Raw genomic sequence first — 18,242 nt, forward strand, 5'->3', positions numbered from 1 at the left:
GGCATGGTTGAAAAGCTGCACCATAATCGAGAATATTAAATAAAATCAGAATTATAGGAAGATTATCGGTTGGGCAGCTGCTTAGATTTTAAGCAGTTTGAGGAGGCGATGCCCGTGAGCGAGTACGGCGGACTAAACTCGGGTAGCCCGCCTTTCGACCGCTCGCACCAACTCCATCAGATCGATATCCCTGCCGGACAACCGCTCGATTGCCGCGATCGCCAGGTCGGTTGCTACATAGTCCGGCTTGTGGCCGAGATTTCGCACCCAATAGAGCTCCGCACCTTCTATGTCGCGCTTCAGGCCGCGTGAATGCAGTTCCTCGTAGACGATCTCATCCCTGTCGCCAGTGATGACGATTGTCGGCGCGGTGATCTCTCTGTAGTGCGGCTGGGTGCGCTGGACGTGCGCCAGCAGATTGGCTACGTCGAAGGCATTGTTGCGGAAATTCCGGGATCGCAAAAGCAGCGGGATCGCCGCGGCGTCGACATAACCTTCCGGCACCGGATTGGGATGGAAGACGCCCGGGATCATGCGATCCATCCGCATGCGGGCAATCGGCGCGACGAGCGTATTGCAGAAGATCGGGCCGATCACCGGCATGGTCGCCAGATGATAGTACCAGTCGACGCCGCCCTTCCACGGATGGGTTGCGGGGGAAAGAAACAGCAGTCCGGACGTCCTATCCGGATGGCGTAGCGCGAAGGCGGCGACAGTGGCGCCGCCGAAGGAATGACCGACCATGATCGCGCTGGTGATACCCTTGGCGGCCATAAGCCGGGCGATGGCGTCGGCCTGGCCGTCCGGGGTGCGGTTGTCGAGGCCGCCGCGTTCGGAATAGCCGTGGCCGGGCCGGTCGACGAACAGCATTTCCGCGCGCGTCTTCAGCGGTTCGAGGAAGGCTGTCATCTGGTCGCGCAGATTGCCGCTGGCGCCATGGATGAAGACCAGCGGCGGCAGGTCGGCGGTTTCGGGCCGCTGCCAGTGGACGCTGTTCATGCTGAAGCCGCCGATGTCGGTGAGCCGGCCGATATTCGGATAGCGGTGGGCGATCTTCGTGGATTGCCAGCGAGTGTAGATGAAGCCGCCGGCGAGAATCACCAAGAACAGCAACAGGACGTAGGCGATGAGCGTGAGAAAGAATAGCATCCGCAAATGTTCGATGAGAAGAGCCTCGGCGCTTATACGCGCGTGAGCGATGTCAGATCATGTTTTCTGGCCGCTCAGCTTGTCGATCAGATCGAGAGCCTCTTTCTGGGCGTCGCGATCGGCGGGATAGTAGGAAAGATAGGTCTGCCAGGCCTTGAGTGCATCGGTGTCGTGGCCGGTGTCCTCGAGAATGCCGGCCAGGCCGGAGAGCGCGCCAAGATGGCGCGGCTCCAGCGCCAGGACATGGGCGACGTCGGACATCGACTTGCCGGCATTGCCCATCAGGTAGTGGATCGTGGCGCGGCGGTTCCAGCCTTCGGCGAATTTCGGCGCCAGCAGCGTGACCTGATCGGCGAAGTCGAGGGCGGCGCCATAACGCTTGTCGTCAAGCGCCTTGGAACAATTGGCCATCAGCATGTCGATGGTGGCGCTGCCTGACTGGGCCAGTGTCTCGCGGATATTGTCGGCGATGATGCGCGCCTTGTCCGGATCGCGCTCGCGCTTCAGCTTGGCATAAAGCAGATTGAGCTGCTGGTCCTGCGGGGCGAGGGGCCCGAGTTCGCTTTCCTGGGCGGCAGGCTTTGCTGCCGTGGCCGGCTTGTCGGCCGATAACGCGACGGTCGCGGCCACACCGGAGAGAAGAATCGACAGGGCAAACGTAGAAAAGCGCATGGCGGGCATGGTAGCCCGCCAGTGCAAAGATTCAAACAGAAATCTGCGGCTCAAGCCGAGAAGGGCCTCAGCCCTGGCGAGCCTTGTAGCGCGGGTTCAGCTTGTTGATGATGTAGATCCGGCCCTTGCGGCGGACCAGACGGTTTTCACGATGACGTGCCTTAAGCGCTTTCAGCGAGTTCTTGATCTTCATTGTTCTGATCCGCGACGGTTGTTTCGGGTTGCCCCGGTTACTCAAATCAAAAGCGCGCCGGTTTCAAGGGCGCGCCTCAAGTTGGGCAGGCATGTACCGGCAGAGAGGCGTTCTGTCAACCATCTGTCATGGTTATTTCGCTGCCCACGCCCTGCTTTCTACAGCATGTCGCCCGAAAGTGGCCTCCGGTTTCGGGATAACGACATGCGGAAAAGAAAAGAAATAAAACGCGTCTGCGCTTTACTGAAAAAGCCGGCTTTTGGCCGGCTTGATCAGGCATTCTCGTGAGTGTCCGGAGCGATCAGTGGCCGCCGAAAGCGGTCTTCAGCAACGACAGCTGCGCCTGGACGGAATTCTGGTTGGCGGTGATGCTCTGGGCATCGGCCGGGCGGTAGATATCGCGGTCGAGCACGGCGACACGGCTCTGCAGGCGCACCGACTTCTCGATCAGTTCACGGAAGGCCTGCGGCAGGTCGTTCCAGCCGGGCGCGCTGTGGTCGACATTGAACGTATCGAGCCGGACCTTCTTCTTCTCCGAGACGACCTGGTCGCGGGTCATTTCGCCATTGTTGATGGCGCGCTGCAGCAGCAGCCAGGAGGCGACCTGCATCAGGCGGGTGGTCAGCCGCATCGATTCGGCGGCGTAGAGGACGGACGCCATGCGCGGCAGGGATTTGGAGGCCGATCGGCCCGCACCGTCGAGATAGCTCGCAGTTTCTTCGACCAGCGCCATGCCTTCGGAATAAAGATTCTTGAACTGTGCCGAGGAGGCCGCATGGCCGGCGAAGCTGATCGTGTTGGCTCCGGATTCACGCATCATTTATCAACCCTGTGTACGCATCACTAACAAAACCGGCGGGGAGGAAATGTTCCCTGCTCGCTTTCCCGATACCAGGATCATGCCGTTCGTTGGGATGTCACGCAACTTGAATCTTAAGGAACGGTTAATCTCCACAGTTTGCTTTAAATACTCGTAAAAACCACCTGTTACAAGGGATTTGACGCCAGGCGCCGAGGACGAGGGACAAAGCACAAAAAAAGAGCCGCAAGAAGCGGCTCTCAAGGTAAAACAGGGAGAAAAATCAGACCCAATCCGAGAGGAAATTGCCTGAGTCCAGAAGCTCTGGATAACCACAGTAATAACGCAGAAAGGTTAATAAACCTTTAATCCAATGGATAAATGTCAATTGACGCGGGCAATTTCAGGACGCAGGCGACGGTATCGAGGCCAAGGACCGCAGGCCTTGGCTTATGACGACGGAGGCGCAAGGATAGGCCCTTCAATTCGGCGCAATCTTCATTTAGTTTTATGGCACAAATTTTGGGGATAGTAGAATCGCATGGCGGCACCAGGCTTTTTCGATCGGGACGACAGTGACGCCCAGGCCGCGGTTTATGGCCGCAAACTTTCCAGTCCGATGTCCGTTCTCTGGACGATGGTGATCTTCCTCATCCTCGTCGGGTTTGTCGCCGCTATTCTCTTCCGGCAGGCGCACAACGCTTTCGTCGCCAATCCGGGCCTCAACGGATTGATTATCGGCGTGGAGCTGATCGGCATCCTGCTTTCCTTCAACCATGTGATTGCGCTGCGGCCGGAAGTGCGCTGGTTCAATTCCTTCCGCGCCGCAGGCAGTGCCGAGAAGGTTGGCCGGGACCCTGTCATGCTGGCGCCGATGCGGGCGCTGATCGCGTCGAGCAGCACCGGCGCGATCTCCACAGCGACGCTGCGCTCCATCCTCGATTCGATCGCCTCGCGCCTCGACGAGACGCGCGACACCAGCCGCTATCTCACCGGCCTGCTCGTTTTCCTCGGCCTGCTCGGCACCTTCTGGGGTCTGCTCGGCACGATCGGCTCGATCAACACCGTCATCCAGAACCTTGATCCAGGAAGCGGCGAGACCGGCGATATCCTCAATACGCTGAAGGAAAACCTCTCCGCGCCGCTGACCGGCATGGGCACGGCCTTTTCGGCCTCTCTCTTCGGTCTCTCGGGATCGCTGATCCTCGGCTTCCTTGACCTGCAGGCCGGCCGAGCACAGAACCGCTTCTATAACGAGCTGGAAAACTGGCTGTCGTCGGTGACCGACATTTCCGGCGATTTCGCCGTCGCGCCGGTGATCGAGGGCAATGCGGCGTCTTCGTCCGAGGACCTCAAGGCGCTGTCGGAACATCTGGTCAAGATCACCCAGGAAGGCGGCAACACGCAGCGCTCGACCGCCGCCATGGCCAATCTCGCTGAAGGCATCCAGGGCCTGGTGCGCAACATGCGCACCGAGCAGCAGATGCTGCGCGACTGGATCGAGGCGCAGCAGGAAGAATCGAAACTCCTGCGCCGCACGCTCGACAAGCTCAGCGACAAGATCGAGGGCAAGTAAATGGCCCTGCGCCGCAGAGAGCGAAGCGTCGACTACTGGCCGGGCTTCGTCGACGCGCTGTCGACGCTGCTGATGGCGATCATGTTCCTGCTCACGGTCTTCGTGCTCGGYCAGTTCGTCATGAGCCGGGAGATGTCCGGCAAGGACCAGGTGCTCGACCGGCTCAACAACCAGATCAACTCGCTGACGCAGCTGCTGGCGCTGGAAAAAAGCGGCAAGCAGGATATGGAAGACACGTTTGCCAACCTGCAGGCGCAACTCGCCAGCGCCGAGGCCGACAAGACCCGGCTGCAGAAAATGCTCGATCAGGGCACCGGCACGAACGAGACCGACAAGGCGAAGATCGGCGACCTGACCGGCCAACTCGGCCAGCAAAAGGAAGTCAGCGAGCGGGCGCTCAATCAGGTCGAACTCCTCAACCAGCAGATCGCCGCGTTGCGTGCCCAGATCGCCGCCGTCGAAGGGGCGCTGCAGGTCTCGGAAGGCAAGGACAAGTCGTCGCAGGCGCAGATCGCCGATCTCGGTCGACGGCTCAACGTGGCTCTGGCGCAGCGGGTGCAGGAGCTCAACCGCTATCGCTCCGACTTCTTCGGCCGGCTGCGCGAAATCCTCTCCGACCGCGAGAATATCCGCATTGTCGGCGACCGCTTCGTCTTCCAGTCGGAAGTGCTGTTCCCCTCCGGCAGTTCGGACCTGAACGATGCGGGCACGACGGAAATGGCCAAGCTGGCGACCGCACTGATCGAGCTTGCCAAGGAAATCCCGCCCGAGATCAACTGGGTGCTGCGCGTCGACGGACATACCGATAACGTGCCGCTGTCCGGCAATGGACGTTACAGGGACAATTGGGAGCTTTCCTCGGCGCGTGCGATTTCGGTGGTGAAATACCTGATTTCGCAAGGTGTGCCGGCGGACAGGCTGGTGGCGGCCGGTTTCGGCGAGTTCCAGCCGATCGCACCGGGGGATTCGCCGGATGCACGGAATCAGAATCGGCGTATTGAATTGAAATTGACGGAGAAGTGAGGGTTGCGCTCACTGCCTTATCGCCGCCGTAATGACGATCACCACCGCCATCACGATCGCAATCTTCCAGAAATCCCGTCTCCGCCGTAAGCCCGGAACGTCGAACGGCTTGATCAGATGCAACACCATCAGCGCGATTGCGAGCAGCGGAACGATTTTCGCCAAATCTGATCTTCCTTAAGTCTTCCGCCATATAATCGGCATGATTATTCAATTGGTTGCGGCTACCGCCGGTGGGGGCTGCGCGGGGTTCGGAAATACGCGAATCGGGTCTCCCGCCAAGTCTGTAACATGGTTTTACAAGCCATCCGGCTGTGCGATAGTGCATTATCCAGCCGCGCCCATCCACGCAAAGAGACTGTTGATGAGACAAAACCTGATTTCCGTCCTGGCACTGCTCACCGGAACCTTGTTTGTGTTTCTTGGCAACGGCCTGCACAGCCTGCTGCTGCCGATGCGCGGCACCGCGGAAGGCTATTCGGAGACGGTGCTCGGTTTCTTCGGCACGTCCTGGGCGGCAGGTTTCGTGCTCGGCTGCATCTTTGCCCGACGGTTGGTCAAGCGCATGGGGCATGTGCGGGCGTTTTCCGGCTTCATCTCGCTCTGTGCCATCACCGCGCTCTTGACCGGCATTTTCGTTCATCCGACCTTCTGGCTGCTGTCGCGCGCCGCCACCGGCTTTTCTGCGGCGGCTGTGGCGATGATCATCGAGAGTTGGCTCAATGAGCGCGCTTCGAACGAGAGCCGCGGGATGATCTTCTCGCTCTATATGTCGATCACGCTGATCGGCATCGTCTGCGGCCAGATGGCGGTGGCCTTCGTCGATTACCATACGCCGATCCTATTCATGATGACCGGCATCGCCTACTGCATCGCCATGCTGCCGACGCTGATTTCGACGGCGCAGGCGCCGAAGCCACTCAATGAAATCAGCCTTGACCTTACTGCGCTCTACAAGAATTCGCCGGTCTCCTTCGTCGGCATCCTGCTGGTCGGCATCGCCAACGGCGCCTGGGGCACGCTCGGCGCGGTGTTCGGCTCCAAGGCTGGGCTATCGCCGAGCGACATTGCCTTGATGATGACGATCACGATTTTCGCCGGTGCGGCGATGCAGCTTCCGGCCGGCCGCATGTCGGACCGCATGGACCGGCGCTATGTGCTTGCAATTCTCGCCGGCATCGCCTTTCTCGCCGGCATACAGATGTTCCTGCTCGAGCCGATCAACAATATCACCGTGCTGATCCTGGTCGGGGTCTATGGCGCCACGGCCAATTCGCTCTATCCGATCGCGGTGGCGCATGCCAACGACTTCGCCAAGCCGTCGCAATTCCTCAACGTCTCCGGCGGATTGCTGCTTCTCTACGGCATCGGCACGGTGATCGGGCCGTCGGTTGGTGGGCCGATCATGCAGACATTCGGGCCTTATGCGCTGTTCGGCGTCACCTCGACGGCGCATATCCTCATCACCGTGCATGCGATCATCCGTTCGCGGCTGCGTGCGCCGATCCCGGTCGGCGAGCGCGACAGCTATTCCAGCGTCTCCTCCGGCACGACCACGACGCCGGAAAGCCTGGCGCTCAGCCCGCGCTCACAGGCTGCCCAACCCTTGCAGCCGGCCCAGGATACGACTAACGTCACGCCCGAGGAGACGAGTGCTGCGCCACTCGCCGAAAAGGATGCAGGGACGGCCGCAGCATGAGCATGTTCGATGACGATCGACCGGTGAAAAAGGTGAGCCACGAGATCGGCGCCGATCTGTCGGCGATCTCGGTGGACGAGCTCAAGGCGCGTATCGCGCTGTTGAAAGAAGAGATCGGCCGCATCGAGGCCGAGGTCGCATCGAAATCGTCGAGCCGCAGTTCGGCCGAGAGCCTGTTTCGAAAGTAAGGCGTTGAGCGACAGCGGAGTTTCCACGTGGGTTGGTGTGCGCCATGTCAAGGCGCGGCCGCGGCTGTTTATTTCGACGATCATCGGCATTCTGGTCTATTTCCTGGCGCCGCTGCCGCGTGAAACATCCACGCGACTGCTGATCTCCTGGAACATCGCCGCCACATGCTTCCTGGTGACGATCATTACCATGATGCTGCGCTCGAACGACGAGGACATGCAGCTGCGCGCGCAGCGCACCGATGAGGGTCGTTTCGCCGTGCTGTTCACATCGGTGATTGCCGCAGTCGCCAGCCTTGCCACAATCGTCGTCGAATTGTCGCGGATTAAGGATGCAAGCGGTCGTGACGCGACATTCTATATCGCACTTTCCGTGGTCACGATCCTGGTGTCTTGGTCTTTCATCCAGATCATTTTCACCGAGCACTATGCGCACGAATATTATATGAAGACCCATGAGGGGCGGCGCAAGCGCGACGAACAAGGCTCAGGTCTCGGCTTTCCCGACAAGGGCAAGCCGGATTACGTGGATTTTCTCTATTTCACCGTCACGATTGGTGTCGCCAACCAGACGGCCGACATCTCCATCCAATCGCGGCCAATGCGTATCCTGGTGCTGATGCATTCTGTAATCTCGTATTTCTTCAATGCGACGATCCTGGCGCTGAGTATCAATATCGTGTCGAGTATTTTGTAGGTTGCGTCCGGGATGCCCCGGATGATTAAGCTCAAATCATCCACATTGCCCCGCCCAAAAATTCGGCCTAGATAACGCCGATGAACCACACCTCGAGTAAAATCATGGAATTCAAGGCATTGAAGGCGGATATGCGCAGGGCGCGGCTCGCCGCGCGTGACGCAATATCTGTCGACGACCGAATGACGAAAAGCCTCGTCATGGCCGATCTTGCCGCCAATGCCATCGCGATCGAACCTGGCGAGGTGGTGTCCGGCTTCTTCCCCATCCGTTCGGAGGCCGATATCCGGCCGCTGATGCATCGCCTGAAGGGTCGGGGGGCGCGGCTTTGCGTGCCGGCGATCATCGACAAGCAGACCATTGTCTTCCGCCAGGTCGAGGATGGCATTCCGCTGATCGAAACTGGCTTCGGCACATCCGGACCGGGGCCGCATGCCGCCGAACTCGATCCCGACGTGATGCTGGTACCGCTCTCGGCCTTCGACCGGCGCGGCCATCGCATCGGCTATGGCGCGGGTTATTATGACCGTGCTATCTGGCGCCTCCGCGACAAGGGCATGGCACCCCGGCTGATCGGCGTTGCCTTCGATTGCCAGGAAGTCGACGCCGTGCCGGAGGAGCCGCATGACGTGGCGCTCGATGCGGTGCTGACAGAAAGCGGCCTCAGGGCCTTTGGAAAGGAATACTGATGCGGCTTCTGTTTCTCGGTGACATGGTGGGTCGGACCGGCCGTCAGGCGGTGTTCGACCGGCTGCCGGGCCTGATCTCCGATTTCAAGCTCGATTTCGTCATCGTCAACGGCGAGAATGCCGCCGGCGGCTTCGGCGTTACCGAGGACATTTTCTCGGCGACAATCACGGCCGGTGCCGATGTGATGACCACCGGCAACCATGTCTGGGACCAGCGCGAAGCACTGGTCTTCGCCGACCGTTATAACAATTTCCTCCGGCCGGCCAATTTTCCCGCAGGCACGCCAGGCAAGGGCTCGGGTGTGTTCATGGCGAAAAACGGCGCGCGCGTGCTGGTCGCCAATATCATGGGCAGGGTGTTCATGAGCCCGGATCTCGACGACCCGTTCAAGTCGGCTGAGACCATCCTCGAAGCCTGTCCGCTCGGCGAGCAGGCGGATGCGATCATCTTCGATTTCCATGCCGAGGCGACCAGCGAGAAACAGTGTTTTGGCCATTTCGTCGACGGCCGCGCCAGCTTCGTCGTCGGCACGCATACGCATGTGCCGACCGCCGACCACCAGATCCTCAACGGCGGCACGGCCTATATGAGCGATGCCGGCATGTGCGGCGATTATGATTCCTCGCTCGGCATGGAGAAGGAGGAGCCGCTGCAGCGCTTCCTCACCAAGGTGCCGCGCGGCCGTTTCGAGGCGGCGAGCGGCCCGGCAACGATCTGCGGCGTCGGCGTCGAGATTTCCGACAGCACGGGACTGGCGGAGAATATCGCGCCGCTCCGGCTCGGGGCGCGGCTCAAGGAAACCGTGCCGGATTTCTGGAGCTGAACTGCGCCGGCAGCGCAGAAGGGGGTACTGCACGCGATTGCCCATAAGCCTGTCGCTTCCCCCTTGAATGCAGGCTTTTCAGGCAATATAAGGCCGCATTCAAAAACAGACGCCGAAAAACACTGCAGGGATGTCATGGCCGGTCATTCACAATTCAAGAACATCATGCACCGCAAGGGAAAGCAGGATTCGATCCGTTCGAAAATGTTTTCCAAGCTGGCGCGCGAAATCACTGTTGCCGCCAAGGCGGGCCTGCCTGATCCGTCGATGAATTCGGCGCTTCGCCTGGCGATCCAGAACGCCAAGGCGCAGTCGATGCCGAAGGACAATATCGACCGCGCCATCAAGAAGGCTTCGGGCGCCGATGCCGAAAACTACGATCAGGTCCGCTACGAGGGCTATGGCCCGGGCGGCATCGCCATCATCGTCGAAGCGCTGACCGACAATCGCAACCGCACGGCTTCCAACGTCCGCTCGATCTTTACCAAGGCCGGCGGGGCGCTCGGCGAAACCGGCTCTGTGTCCTTCTCCTTCGACCATGTCGGCGAGATCCAGTATCCGCTGTCGGCCGGTAGTGCCGACAAGATGATGGAAGCGGCGATCGAAGCCGGCGCCGACGACGTGCAGACCGACGACGATGGCCACTGGATCTATTGCGGCTTCGAATCGATGGGCGAAGTCTCCAAGGCGCTGGAAGGCATGCTTGGCGAGGCCTCGACCGTGAAGGCGATCTGGCGGGCGCAGAACAATGTGCCTGTTGACGAAGAGCGGGCGGAATCTATGTTGAAGATGACGGATTCGCTCGAAGACGACGACGACGTGCAGAACGTCTACACCAATATGGACATTTCCGAAGAGATCATGGCCAAGCTGTCGGCCTGATCACGTTGGCCAGAATCTGAAAAATGCCGGCTTCGCGTCGGCATTTTTATTTGGTGGAGACCGGCAGCTTCACGTCCGGCGCACTCGTAGCGGCCACGAATTTTTCGTGGAAACTTTCGAGCTCGCTGGCCTCCGTGTCCGAGATGGCCCAGAAAGCGAGGCCGCCTGCCGACCATTCGCGAATGTTATAGCTCTCGTGGCTCGTCGCCTTGTCGCGCTCCGTCGCACCCGGCCAGATGAACAGGTTGATGATATGGCCGCCGCGGCGATAGACCAGCGCCGCCACGACCTTGCCGTCGAGATAATCGACGCGGCCGCCGACCAGCGGGAAGCCGACGGTCTTCAGGTCGACAACCGGTGGCGAGAAGTCGATCTTGCCGGCGAACCAGGGTTTGACCGTGTGACGGTCCGAGGTCATGACATCGGCGAGGTGATCGGCGAGCAGCGAGCGGACGTGGTTGGCGACGATCTGATCCTGCAGGGCGATCTGCGTGTTCGGCACGTTGAAGAACAGGAACAAGCTCGCAGCCAGGGCTGCCATCGACGGCACCAGCGACCATTGGCCGGTGAGCCTGGTGATGCGCTGCCAGGTGCTTTCCGCAGGCCGAGCGGAGCGGGTCTCCCGGTTGAGGGCGGCGATGACTTGGCGGCGCACCTCTTCCGGCGCCCGCCATTTGACATCCGGCTTGGCGAGCAAGGCGCGCATCGCCTCGACGCGTTGCAGTTCGTTCCGACAGCCGGCGCAAGTCTCAAGATGCGCTTCGAATTCGGCAACGTGGATCGAGTCGAGCTCGCCGTCGACATAACCGTGCAGCATGGCATTCCAGTTGGAATGATCCTCGGTGCTCATCGGCCTGCTTCTCCAGCCTGGAGAGTGGTCCAGGCTTCGCCGAATTCGGCGCGGGCGCGGGCCAGTCGCGACATGACGGTGCCGACGGGAATGTCGAGCACTTCGGAAATCTCGCGATAGGAGAAATCCTCGAGTTCCCTGAGCACCAGCACTTCACGCATCGGCTCCGACAGGCCGGCGATCACTGCCCGCACGCGTGCCGACTCGCTCTGGCGCATGGTCGAGACTTCCGGCGTGTCGGCGTCGGAGGCGATGCGGTGGACGGGATGTTCCGCATCGTCGTCGCTGTCTGGCGTTATCGAGATCTCGTAGCGCGCCTTGTAGCGGCCTTCGTTCTGCCAGGCGCGATGGCAATTGCGGATGATTGCAAACACCCAGGCACGGGAATCGCCACCGCGAAAGCCATCGAAGGCGCGATAGGCGCGCAGGAACGCATCCTGGACGATGTCGCCTGCGGCATCCGGATCGCGGCTGAGGTAGCGGGCGAAATTGTAGGCGGAGTCGAGATGCGGCACGATGGTCGACTGGAAGCGCTGCAAGGTCTCGCGCGACATTGCGGGAGCCGAGGCTTCAGCTGGGCGGGCCATAGCGCTGATCAGCGACCAGGCTTGCATCGTCTTTTGGCGTGTGAGGTCGAGCAGCATCTCCGCCAATGTCCACGCATGCGTTGGGACGAGCGGCGCGGGGCGAGGGGAGAACAGAAATGGAGAGGCGGCCAGGGCTGTCATGATTTTCTTCGATTGGACTGCATTCGACCACTAGATCGTCTGGAGAGGGAGTTTATTCCCGGCGAAATCAATTTTTTCAAATTTATTTTGAAGCCGCGATTTCGAAAATCGGGTGTAGAAGAAATAGCGACGCCTTTTCAATTGGTTGTCATTTTTCCTCAAGCCGTCGGGAATATTCGGACCCAGTCTTCGATCTTGTTCGTCAGTGGCCGCACCGAGGCAATTCCGGTGCCCACCCAAAGAGGAGATGCGAATATGCTCGATATGTCACGCCGCACATTTCTCGGCGCTGCTGCTGCCGGTGCCGCCTTCGGTCTTGCCGGCCAGCTGGAATTCATTCCGCCGGCTTATGCCGCCTCGCCGCTGGAGCCGGCGGTCGGCCACTACAAATACAAGGTCGGTTCGATCGAAGTGACTGCCATCTATGACGGCATCTGGCGCAAGCCGCATGACCCGATGTTCATCAAGAACGCTTCGGTCGACGACACCAAGCAGGCGCTTGCCGCCGCCGGCCTGACCACCGACTTCATGCCGATCCCGCTGACTGTCGTGGTGATCAACATGAACGGCAAGCTGATCATGATGGATGCCGGCTCCGGCGTCGGCCAGTGGCAGGCAAACGCCACCCACCTGCCGGCCAATATGAAGGCTGCCGGCATCGACTATACCAAGATCGACACGGTGATGATTTCGCATTTCCACCCGGACCATGTCTGGGGCCTGATGGAAAAGGGCACAAATGATCCGGTCTTCACCAATGCCGAACTGATCGTCAACGCCAAGGAATACAAGTGGTGGACCGATCCGGGCCGTGTCGCCAAGCTCGCCGAAGGCCGCAAGCCGGCCGGCAAGCGTATCGCCTCGGTGTTCCCGAAATGGAAGAACTGGCGGCTGGTCGACGACGGCACCGAAGTGGCGCCGGGCATCCGCATCATCGAGGCGCCCGGTCATACGCCCGGCCATTCGGTCTATCTGTTCGATGGCGGCAGCGAACAGCTGATGGTCTCGGCCGACATCATGTATGTGCCGGCGCTGCTGGCCCCGCATCCGGAATGGCAAGGCGTCTATGACCAGGACGGCCAGACGGCGATCGCCACCCGCCGCAAGCTGGTCGACCGCGTCATCTCCGACAATATCCGCATCTGCGGTTCGCATTTCCCGTTCCCGGGTTCGGGCACGTTCGCCAAGGACGGCAATGCATACACGTTCACTCCCACGGTTCAGGCCTGATGTCAGGCGAGCTATTCGAAAGACAACATCATGATCAGACACATCCTCTGGGCCGCCTCGCTGGCCATGGCCCTTTCTACCGCCATCCCTGCTTTTGCCGTCGACAACATGGACGCCAGCACGCCGGTCGACCTGACCTCGGTACGCGCCAAGATCGCGGCCAAGGATTACAAGGGCGCTCTCGCAGAATTGCGCGACCTGGCCGAAGACAACCAGCAGGCTGACGTCTATAATCTGCTCGGCTTCACGCTTAGGAAGACCGGCGATTTCAAGACCTCGCTGACCTACTATACCAAGGCGCTGGAGCTCGAGCCGGACCACAAGGGCGCGCATGAATATCTCGGCGAGCTCTATGTCGAGACCGGCAACATGCCCAAGGCCCAGGAGCAGCTTGCGGCGCTGAGCAAGCTGTGTCCGAATGGCTGCGAAGAGCTTGACGACCTGAAGGCGGCGATCGCCGGCAAACCGGATGCCGACTAGGACCGTCATTGACGACTATCTTGCGAGCAGGCGGTCAGCGCCTGTTCGTGCCCTGCCCGTGGTCTCAGGAGATGACACGATGACCGGATTAAAGGACATAGCGCTGTTGGTCGGCCGGCTGCTGTTGGCGCTGATCTTCGTCCACGAGGGTTATACGCTCGTCACCCATTTCGCCGGCGGCGCAGACTACATGGCCAAGCAGGGCATATCGCTGCCGCTGTTCGTGATGGTGATCGCGCTGCAACTGGGCGCGGGCCTTGCGCTGGTGGTCGGGCTGCTGACCCGGCTTGGCGCGCTTGGCCTCGGCCTCTTCTGTGTCGGCACCGCCTTCATGTTCCATACCAATTTGGCCGACCAGAACGAACTGCTGCATTTCGAGAAGGATCTCGGCATTGCCGGCGGCATGTTCACCCTGATGGCCGCTGGAGCAGGGGCGATCTCGCTCGACCACTTCGTCGAGCCCTGGCTCGCCGGCCTGTTCAAGCGGCAGGCTTGAAGCTCTTCAGCCCGGCAAAATATTCCAGTGAGCGCAGCCGGGCATCGAAATCATGAATGGGCGTCGAGATGATCAACTCGTCCGCCCGGGTGTCGGCCAGGAATGACTCCAGCCTGGCCGACGCCTTGTCCGGCGAACCCACCACCGCATAGCGCAGCGAATGTTCGACGCCGATCTGCTCCTGCGGGCTCCAGAATTCATCCATGTTGCGGATCGGTTTGGGGAATTGGCCGCGGACATTGCGGCGCAGATTGACGAATTGCTGCTGTGACGAGGTAAAATAGTAAGCCGCTTCCTCATCAGTCTCAGCGATCACGCCCATGATGCCGACCATGGCATGGGGCTTGTCGAGCTGAGCCGAAGGCTGGAAGCGCTCGCGGTAGATTTCCAGTGCGCCGAACAGGTCGTCTGGGGCGAAATGCGAGGCGAAGGCATAGGGCAGGCCGAGCATGCCGGCGAGATGGGCGCTGTAATGACTGGAGCCGAGAATCCAGAGCGGCACGCCGGTGCCGTAGCCGGGCACGGCGAGAATCTGGGTTTCCGGCGTCAGCGGACCGAAATATTGCTGCAGTTCCAGCACGTCATTGGGATAGCTGTGGGCGCCGGCTTCGAGATCGCGGCGCAGCGCGCGGGCAGTGCGCATATCGGTGCCCGGCGCCCGGCCGAGGCCGAGATCGACGCGGCCTGGGAAGAGCGAGGCAAGCGTGCCGAACTGTTCGGCGATAACCAGTGGCGAATGATTGGGCAGCATGACACCGCCGGAGCCGACGCGAATCCTCTTCGTCGCGGCACCGACATGGCCGATCAGGATCGCGGTCGCCGCACTTGCCACTGCCGGCATGCCATGATGTTCGGCAAGCCAGTAGCGGTTATAGCCGAGTTCCTCGGCCTTTTGCGCCATCCTCCGGGTATTGTCGAAGGATTCGGGGATCGTGCTGCCTTCCGCGACGGTCGACAGATCAAGGATGGAAAACGGAATCATGAGGAGTCCCTAACGCAATTTTGTTGCATTTAGGAACTCGTTGGAAGGCGATCAAGCAAGCCGCGGCAAAATCAGCCGGCGCGGCGCCATTCTGTCTGGACCTGGTCAGCCAGGCGGAATTCGCCGAGCCGGTTGTCCATCTCCGCCGCTTCCTGCGCCAGCTGGTGGATCGCGGCCGTGGTTTCTTCGACCATGACAGCGTTCTGCTGCGTCATCGCCTCGATCTGGGTGACCGATTGGTTGATGTCGCGCAGCGTCTCGGATTCCTCGCGCGTCGCGGTCATCATCGCTTCGATGCGGCTGCCGATCGATCGGACATGGTCGCCGATGGCGGTGAGCGAGCTGCCGGCCTTTTCGACCAGCGACACGCCGGCCTCGACTTCCGCTGTCGACTTGTTGAGCAGCTCGGAAATCTCCTTGGCGGCCTTGGCCGAGCGCTGGGCCAGTTCGCGGACTTCCTGGGCGACGACGGCGAAACCCTTGCCAGATTCGCCGGCGCGGGCGGCCTCGACGCCTGCATTGAGCGCCAACAGGTTGGTCTGGAAGGCGATTTCGTCGATGACGCCGATAATGGTGTTGATCTGCTGCGACGAGTTCTGGATTGCTTCCATTGCCTTGATCGTCTCGCCCATGACCTTGGCCGAGGATTCCGTGCCGGCCATGGCGTCCCGGGCGATGCGGGTGGCGTCCTCGGCGCGGCCCATCTGCGTCTTGACGCTCTGGGTCATCGCATCGATGGCGCTGGCCGTTTCGCTGACCGAAGCGGTCTGCCGCTCGGTGCGGGCGGCAAGCTGGTCGGCGCTGACCCGCATTTCGTCGGAGCCGGAGCGCATGGCGTTGGAATTGCCGCCGATCGCCGTCAGCGCTTCTGCGAGGCGGGCGGCGGATTCGTTGAAGTCGACCCGCAGGCTTTCCAGTTCCTGCGGGAAGGCTTCGGTGATCTGATAGGCGAGATTGCCGCCGGCCATTTCGTTGAGGCCCTGGCCAAGGGCGGTGACGACGCGCTCCTGGCGTTTTGCCTGTGCCTGCTGCTCCGCCAGCCGGCGGCCGGCGGCCTCTTCTTCCGCCTGTTCGGCGGCACGGGCCTGGGCTTCGAGCGAGCGCTGGGCGACGAGCGAGTCGCGGAAGCGGATCAGGGCGCGAGACATGGTGCCGATCTCGTCCTTGCGCGCTTCTCCGGTGATCGGTGCTTCCAGATTGCCGTTGGCGACCGTCTCTGTCGCGGCTGCCAGCCGGCCGAGCGGCGCGAACATGCGCTTCAGCGCCAGCCAGGCCGCGCACGATGTTGCCACCAGCACGACGACGCCGAACACGGTGAGCCAGGTGGCGATCTGCAGCGAGCCGGCATTGAGGTCGCGATCGAGCACGCTTTCGGACAGGAGATACGTGTCGCTGCCGTCGGTGACCGGCAGGCTGAAGCTGTGTGCCGGGCCGTCGGCGCGCGCAAAGCTCGCGGTGGTCATGCCAGAATGGGCGAAGGCGGCATTGCGGTAGTCATAGGCAGCGACATCCGGAATGGCGAGATGCTTATCGATGACGCCGATCACCGTGCCGTCCTTGGTGATGATATTGGCCTGTTCGGCGCTGCCTTCCGGGATCGCCATGGTGAGCAGGCCGCTCAGGACGTCGTCGCGGACCTTGAACAGCATGATGCCGCGCAGCACGCCGAGCTCGGTCAGCGGCACGCCGACATAGACGTCCGAGGTCATGCTGCCGCGGTCCATGACCAGACCCGAGAACGACGCTGGAATGTCGTCGTTCTGTGCATTTTTGACGCTGGCGCTGACGAGCGCGAAGACCTTGCCGAGCCCGGTCGGCGCCCAGGCGGCATCATTGGCATTTTCGGCGAAAGTCTTGCCCTTGCGGTAGGAGTAGAAAATGTTGCCCTTGGCGTCGGTCATCAGGAGGTCGCTGAACGGACTGGTCGACAGCAGCTTGCCGGCTTCGGGCTGCAGCGCCTCATGGGCGGAGTAATAATAGCCGCCCGGGCCCTGCGGCTTGTTGAGCAGTTCCGGCTTGTCCTTGTTGGGATTGTCGGTGACGAAATATTTCTGCAATTGGGCCTTGGCGTCACCCGGCTTCTTGTCGAGGCTCTTCCAGCCGCCCTTGAGGTTGACCATGGATTGCTGCAGGGCCTCGATCTTGGCGAGCGAGGCAGCCTGTTCGCGCACCTGGTGCAATTGGCTGAGCAGATTGCTGCCGCGGAATTCGAGGATGCTGTTCATCGATGCCGATGTCTGGCCCATGAAGATGCCGCTCGAACCGAAATAACCGAGGATCGACAGGCCGATGACGGACAGTGCGGTGAAGACGAGAAACAGGGCGACGGCTTTGGCCTGAAGCGAATGCAGCATTTTCGGCATCGAATTCTCCAACGAACGGGGATTCGCCTCAGGTTAAGAAGGCTACACGCTCCGGCGCGAAGAGATGCCGCCGGGAAGTGCCTGTCAGGGCGTTCCGAATGGTTTAACTTTCATCAGTGAACGGTTAAATGCGCGTAAAGAGGCCGGGAATTGCCTGATTTTTGTCACAAATCGGCACGGTTTTGGACCAAAGGCGGTGTCCGGCCGATTGGCGTTGTGCGCCACAAGCGACTATAGCTGAGCCATGGCTAGCTTGATTCGCATTATCGGCATCGATCCCGGTCTTCGCCGCACCGGCTGGGGCATTATCGAAACGCTCGGCAATTCGTTGCGCTTCGTCGCTTCCGGCACCGTGACGTCGGACGAGAAGGCCGATCTGGCCTCGCGGCTCTGCCAATTGCATGACGGCCTCGCGGATGTCATCCACCTGCACAAGCCGGACGAAGCGGCGGTCGAGCAGACCTTCGTCAACAAGGATGCGACCGCGACGCTGAAGCTCGGCCAGGCGCGCGGCATTGCCATGCTGGTGCCGGCCCGCGCCGGCCTGCCGGTCGCCGAATATGCGCCGAACGCGGTCAAGAAGGCGGTGATCGGCGTCGGTCATGGCGAGAAGCAGCAGATCCACATGATGCTGAAAGTGCTGATGCCCAAGGCGACCTTCGTTGGCAATGACGCCGCCGACGCGCTGGCGATCGCCATCTGCCATGCGCACCATACAGGCG

Annotated in this window: 21 protein-coding genes; 12 read left to right on the forward strand and 9 right to left on the reverse strand. The window is 61.0% G+C overall.

Annotation, left to right across the window (positions count from 1 at the left end):
• Positions 1 to 132: 132 nt before the first annotated feature.
• The 4 genes from AC1D06_RS31260 to rcdA all read right to left on the reverse strand — a co-directional run bounded on the left by AC1D06_RS31260 (position 133) and on the right by rcdA (position 2,831).
• A complete protein-coding gene (locus tag AC1D06_RS31260; RefSeq protein WP_477989812.1) occupies positions 133 to 1,149 on the reverse strand; it encodes an alpha/beta fold hydrolase in 1,017 nt (338 codons plus the stop codon).
• A 57-nt stretch (positions 1,150 to 1,206) separates the two neighbouring features.
• The gene (locus tag AC1D06_RS31265; protein WP_477989813.1) at positions 1,207 to 1,830 is read right to left on the reverse strand and encodes a hypothetical protein; all 624 of its coding nucleotides are present in this window, start codon (positions 1,828 to 1,830) and stop codon (positions 1,207 to 1,209) included.
• Between the two features lie 58 nt (positions 1,831 to 1,888).
• Positions 1,889 to 2,014 (reverse strand): type B 50S ribosomal protein L36, encoded by a 126-nt coding sequence (ykgO, locus tag AC1D06_RS31270; protein WP_025557146.1) that lies wholly within the window; start codon positions 2,012 to 2,014, stop codon positions 1,889 to 1,891.
• A gap of 301 nt (positions 2,015 to 2,315) precedes the next feature.
• Positions 2,316 to 2,831 (reverse strand): protease adaptor protein RcdA, encoded by a 516-nt coding sequence (gene rcdA, locus AC1D06_RS31275; RefSeq protein ID WP_477879239.1) that lies wholly within the window; start codon positions 2,829 to 2,831, stop codon positions 2,316 to 2,318.
• 523 nt (positions 2,832 to 3,354) lie between these two features.
• Here rcdA and AC1D06_RS31280 point away from each other — a divergent pair.
• Together AC1D06_RS31280 and AC1D06_RS31285 are read left to right on the forward strand one after the other, a co-directional pair.
• On the forward strand, positions 3,355 to 4,389 hold the full coding sequence (locus AC1D06_RS31280; protein WP_477879157.1) for a flagellar motor protein MotA: 1,035 nt from the start codon (positions 3,355 to 3,357) through the stop codon (positions 4,387 to 4,389).
• Positions 4,390 to 5,412 (forward strand): peptidoglycan -binding protein, encoded by a 1,023-nt coding sequence (locus AC1D06_RS31285; protein ID WP_477879158.1) that lies wholly within the window; start codon positions 4,390 to 4,392, stop codon positions 5,410 to 5,412.
• Positions 5,413 to 5,421: 9 nt separating this feature from the next.
• On the opposite strand, the gene AC1D06_RS31290 is transcribed toward AC1D06_RS31285, so the two are convergent.
• Complete coding sequence (locus tag AC1D06_RS31290) at positions 5,422 to 5,577, reverse strand: hypothetical protein (protein WP_477989814.1); 156 nt, start codon at positions 5,575 to 5,577, stop codon at positions 5,422 to 5,424.
• 199 nt (positions 5,578 to 5,776) lie between these two features.
• Here AC1D06_RS31290 and AC1D06_RS31295 point away from each other — a divergent pair, with 199 nt between their 5' ends.
• From AC1D06_RS31295 to AC1D06_RS31320, 6 genes are all read left to right on the forward strand, one after another.
• Positions 5,777 to 7,111: an MFS transporter gene (locus AC1D06_RS31295; protein WP_477989815.1), complete on the forward strand. Its 1,335-nt coding sequence runs from the start codon at positions 5,777 to 5,779 to the stop codon at positions 7,109 to 7,111.
• On the forward strand, positions 7,108 to 7,299 hold the full coding sequence (locus AC1D06_RS31300) for a DUF1192 domain-containing protein (protein ID WP_477879161.1): 192 nt from the start codon (positions 7,108 to 7,110) through the stop codon (positions 7,297 to 7,299). Before AC1D06_RS31295 ends, AC1D06_RS31300 begins: the two co-directional genes overlap by 4 nt.
• Positions 7,300 to 7,303: 4 nt before the next feature.
• Positions 7,304 to 7,996, forward strand: a complete 693-nt coding sequence (locus AC1D06_RS31305) for a DUF1345 domain-containing protein (protein WP_477989816.1) — start codon at positions 7,304 to 7,306, stop codon at positions 7,994 to 7,996.
• Positions 7,997 to 8,100: 104 nt separating this feature from the next.
• The gene (locus AC1D06_RS31310) at positions 8,101 to 8,685 is read left to right on the forward strand and encodes a 5-formyltetrahydrofolate cyclo-ligase (protein WP_477879163.1); all 585 of its coding nucleotides are present in this window, start codon (positions 8,101 to 8,103) and stop codon (positions 8,683 to 8,685) included.
• On the forward strand, positions 8,685 to 9,509 hold the full coding sequence (locus tag AC1D06_RS31315) for a TIGR00282 family metallophosphoesterase (protein ID WP_477879164.1): 825 nt from the start codon (positions 8,685 to 8,687) through the stop codon (positions 9,507 to 9,509). Before AC1D06_RS31310 ends, AC1D06_RS31315 begins: the two co-directional genes overlap by 1 nt.
• A gap of 135 nt (positions 9,510 to 9,644) precedes the next feature.
• Complete coding sequence (locus AC1D06_RS31320; RefSeq protein ID WP_477989817.1) at positions 9,645 to 10,391, forward strand: YebC/PmpR family DNA-binding transcriptional regulator; 747 nt, start codon at positions 9,645 to 9,647, stop codon at positions 10,389 to 10,391.
• A gap of 46 nt (positions 10,392 to 10,437) precedes the next feature.
• Here the strand turns inward: AC1D06_RS31320 and AC1D06_RS31325 are convergent, their stop codons facing one another.
• Together AC1D06_RS31325 and AC1D06_RS31330 are read right to left on the reverse strand one after the other, a co-directional pair.
• Positions 10,438 to 11,241: an anti-sigma factor family protein gene (locus AC1D06_RS31325; RefSeq protein ID WP_477989818.1), complete on the reverse strand. Its 804-nt coding sequence runs from the start codon at positions 11,239 to 11,241 to the stop codon at positions 10,438 to 10,440.
• Entirely contained in the window at positions 11,238 to 11,969 is a 732-nt protein-coding gene (locus AC1D06_RS31330) for a sigma-70 family RNA polymerase sigma factor (RefSeq protein ID WP_477989819.1), read from the reverse strand. The genes AC1D06_RS31325 and AC1D06_RS31330 overlap by 4 nt, the downstream gene beginning before the upstream one ends.
• Positions 11,970 to 12,224: 255 nt before the next feature.
• On the opposite strand from AC1D06_RS31330, the gene AC1D06_RS31335 reads away from it, so the two are divergent.
• From AC1D06_RS31335 to AC1D06_RS31345, 3 genes are all read left to right on the forward strand, one after another.
• Positions 12,225 to 13,199: an MBL fold metallo-hydrolase gene (locus tag AC1D06_RS31335; protein WP_477989820.1), complete on the forward strand. Its 975-nt coding sequence runs from the start codon at positions 12,225 to 12,227 to the stop codon at positions 13,197 to 13,199.
• A gap of 30 nt (positions 13,200 to 13,229) precedes the next feature.
• Positions 13,230 to 13,679, forward strand: a complete 450-nt coding sequence (locus AC1D06_RS31340; RefSeq protein ID WP_477879169.1) for a tetratricopeptide repeat protein — start codon at positions 13,230 to 13,232, stop codon at positions 13,677 to 13,679.
• A 79-nt stretch (positions 13,680 to 13,758) separates the two neighbouring features.
• On the forward strand, positions 13,759 to 14,175 hold the full coding sequence (locus AC1D06_RS31345) for a DoxX family protein (protein ID WP_477989821.1): 417 nt from the start codon (positions 13,759 to 13,761) through the stop codon (positions 14,173 to 14,175).
• Here the strand turns inward: AC1D06_RS31345 and AC1D06_RS31350 are convergent.
• Together AC1D06_RS31350 and AC1D06_RS31355 are read right to left on the reverse strand one after the other, a co-directional pair.
• Positions 14,159 to 15,157: an LLM class flavin-dependent oxidoreductase gene (locus AC1D06_RS31350; RefSeq protein ID WP_477989822.1), complete on the reverse strand. Its 999-nt coding sequence runs from the start codon at positions 15,155 to 15,157 to the stop codon at positions 14,159 to 14,161. The two genes, AC1D06_RS31345 and AC1D06_RS31350, sit on opposite strands and share 17 nt — an antisense overlap.
• A gap of 71 nt (positions 15,158 to 15,228) precedes the next feature.
• Positions 15,229 to 17,520 carry a methyl-accepting chemotaxis protein gene (locus AC1D06_RS31355; protein ID WP_477989823.1) on the reverse strand — a complete coding sequence of 764 codons (2,292 nt, stop codon included), beginning with the start codon at positions 17,518 to 17,520 and terminating at the stop codon, positions 15,229 to 15,231.
• A 244-nt stretch (positions 17,521 to 17,764) separates the two neighbouring features.
• On the opposite strand from AC1D06_RS31355, the gene ruvC reads away from it, so the two are divergent.
• The coding region (gene ruvC / locus AC1D06_RS31360) for a crossover junction endodeoxyribonuclease RuvC (RefSeq protein ID WP_477989824.1) at positions 17,765 to 18,242 on the forward strand (478 nt) is incomplete at its 3' end.

This window comes from Rhizobium sp. P2_G2 (assembly GCF_056403555.1).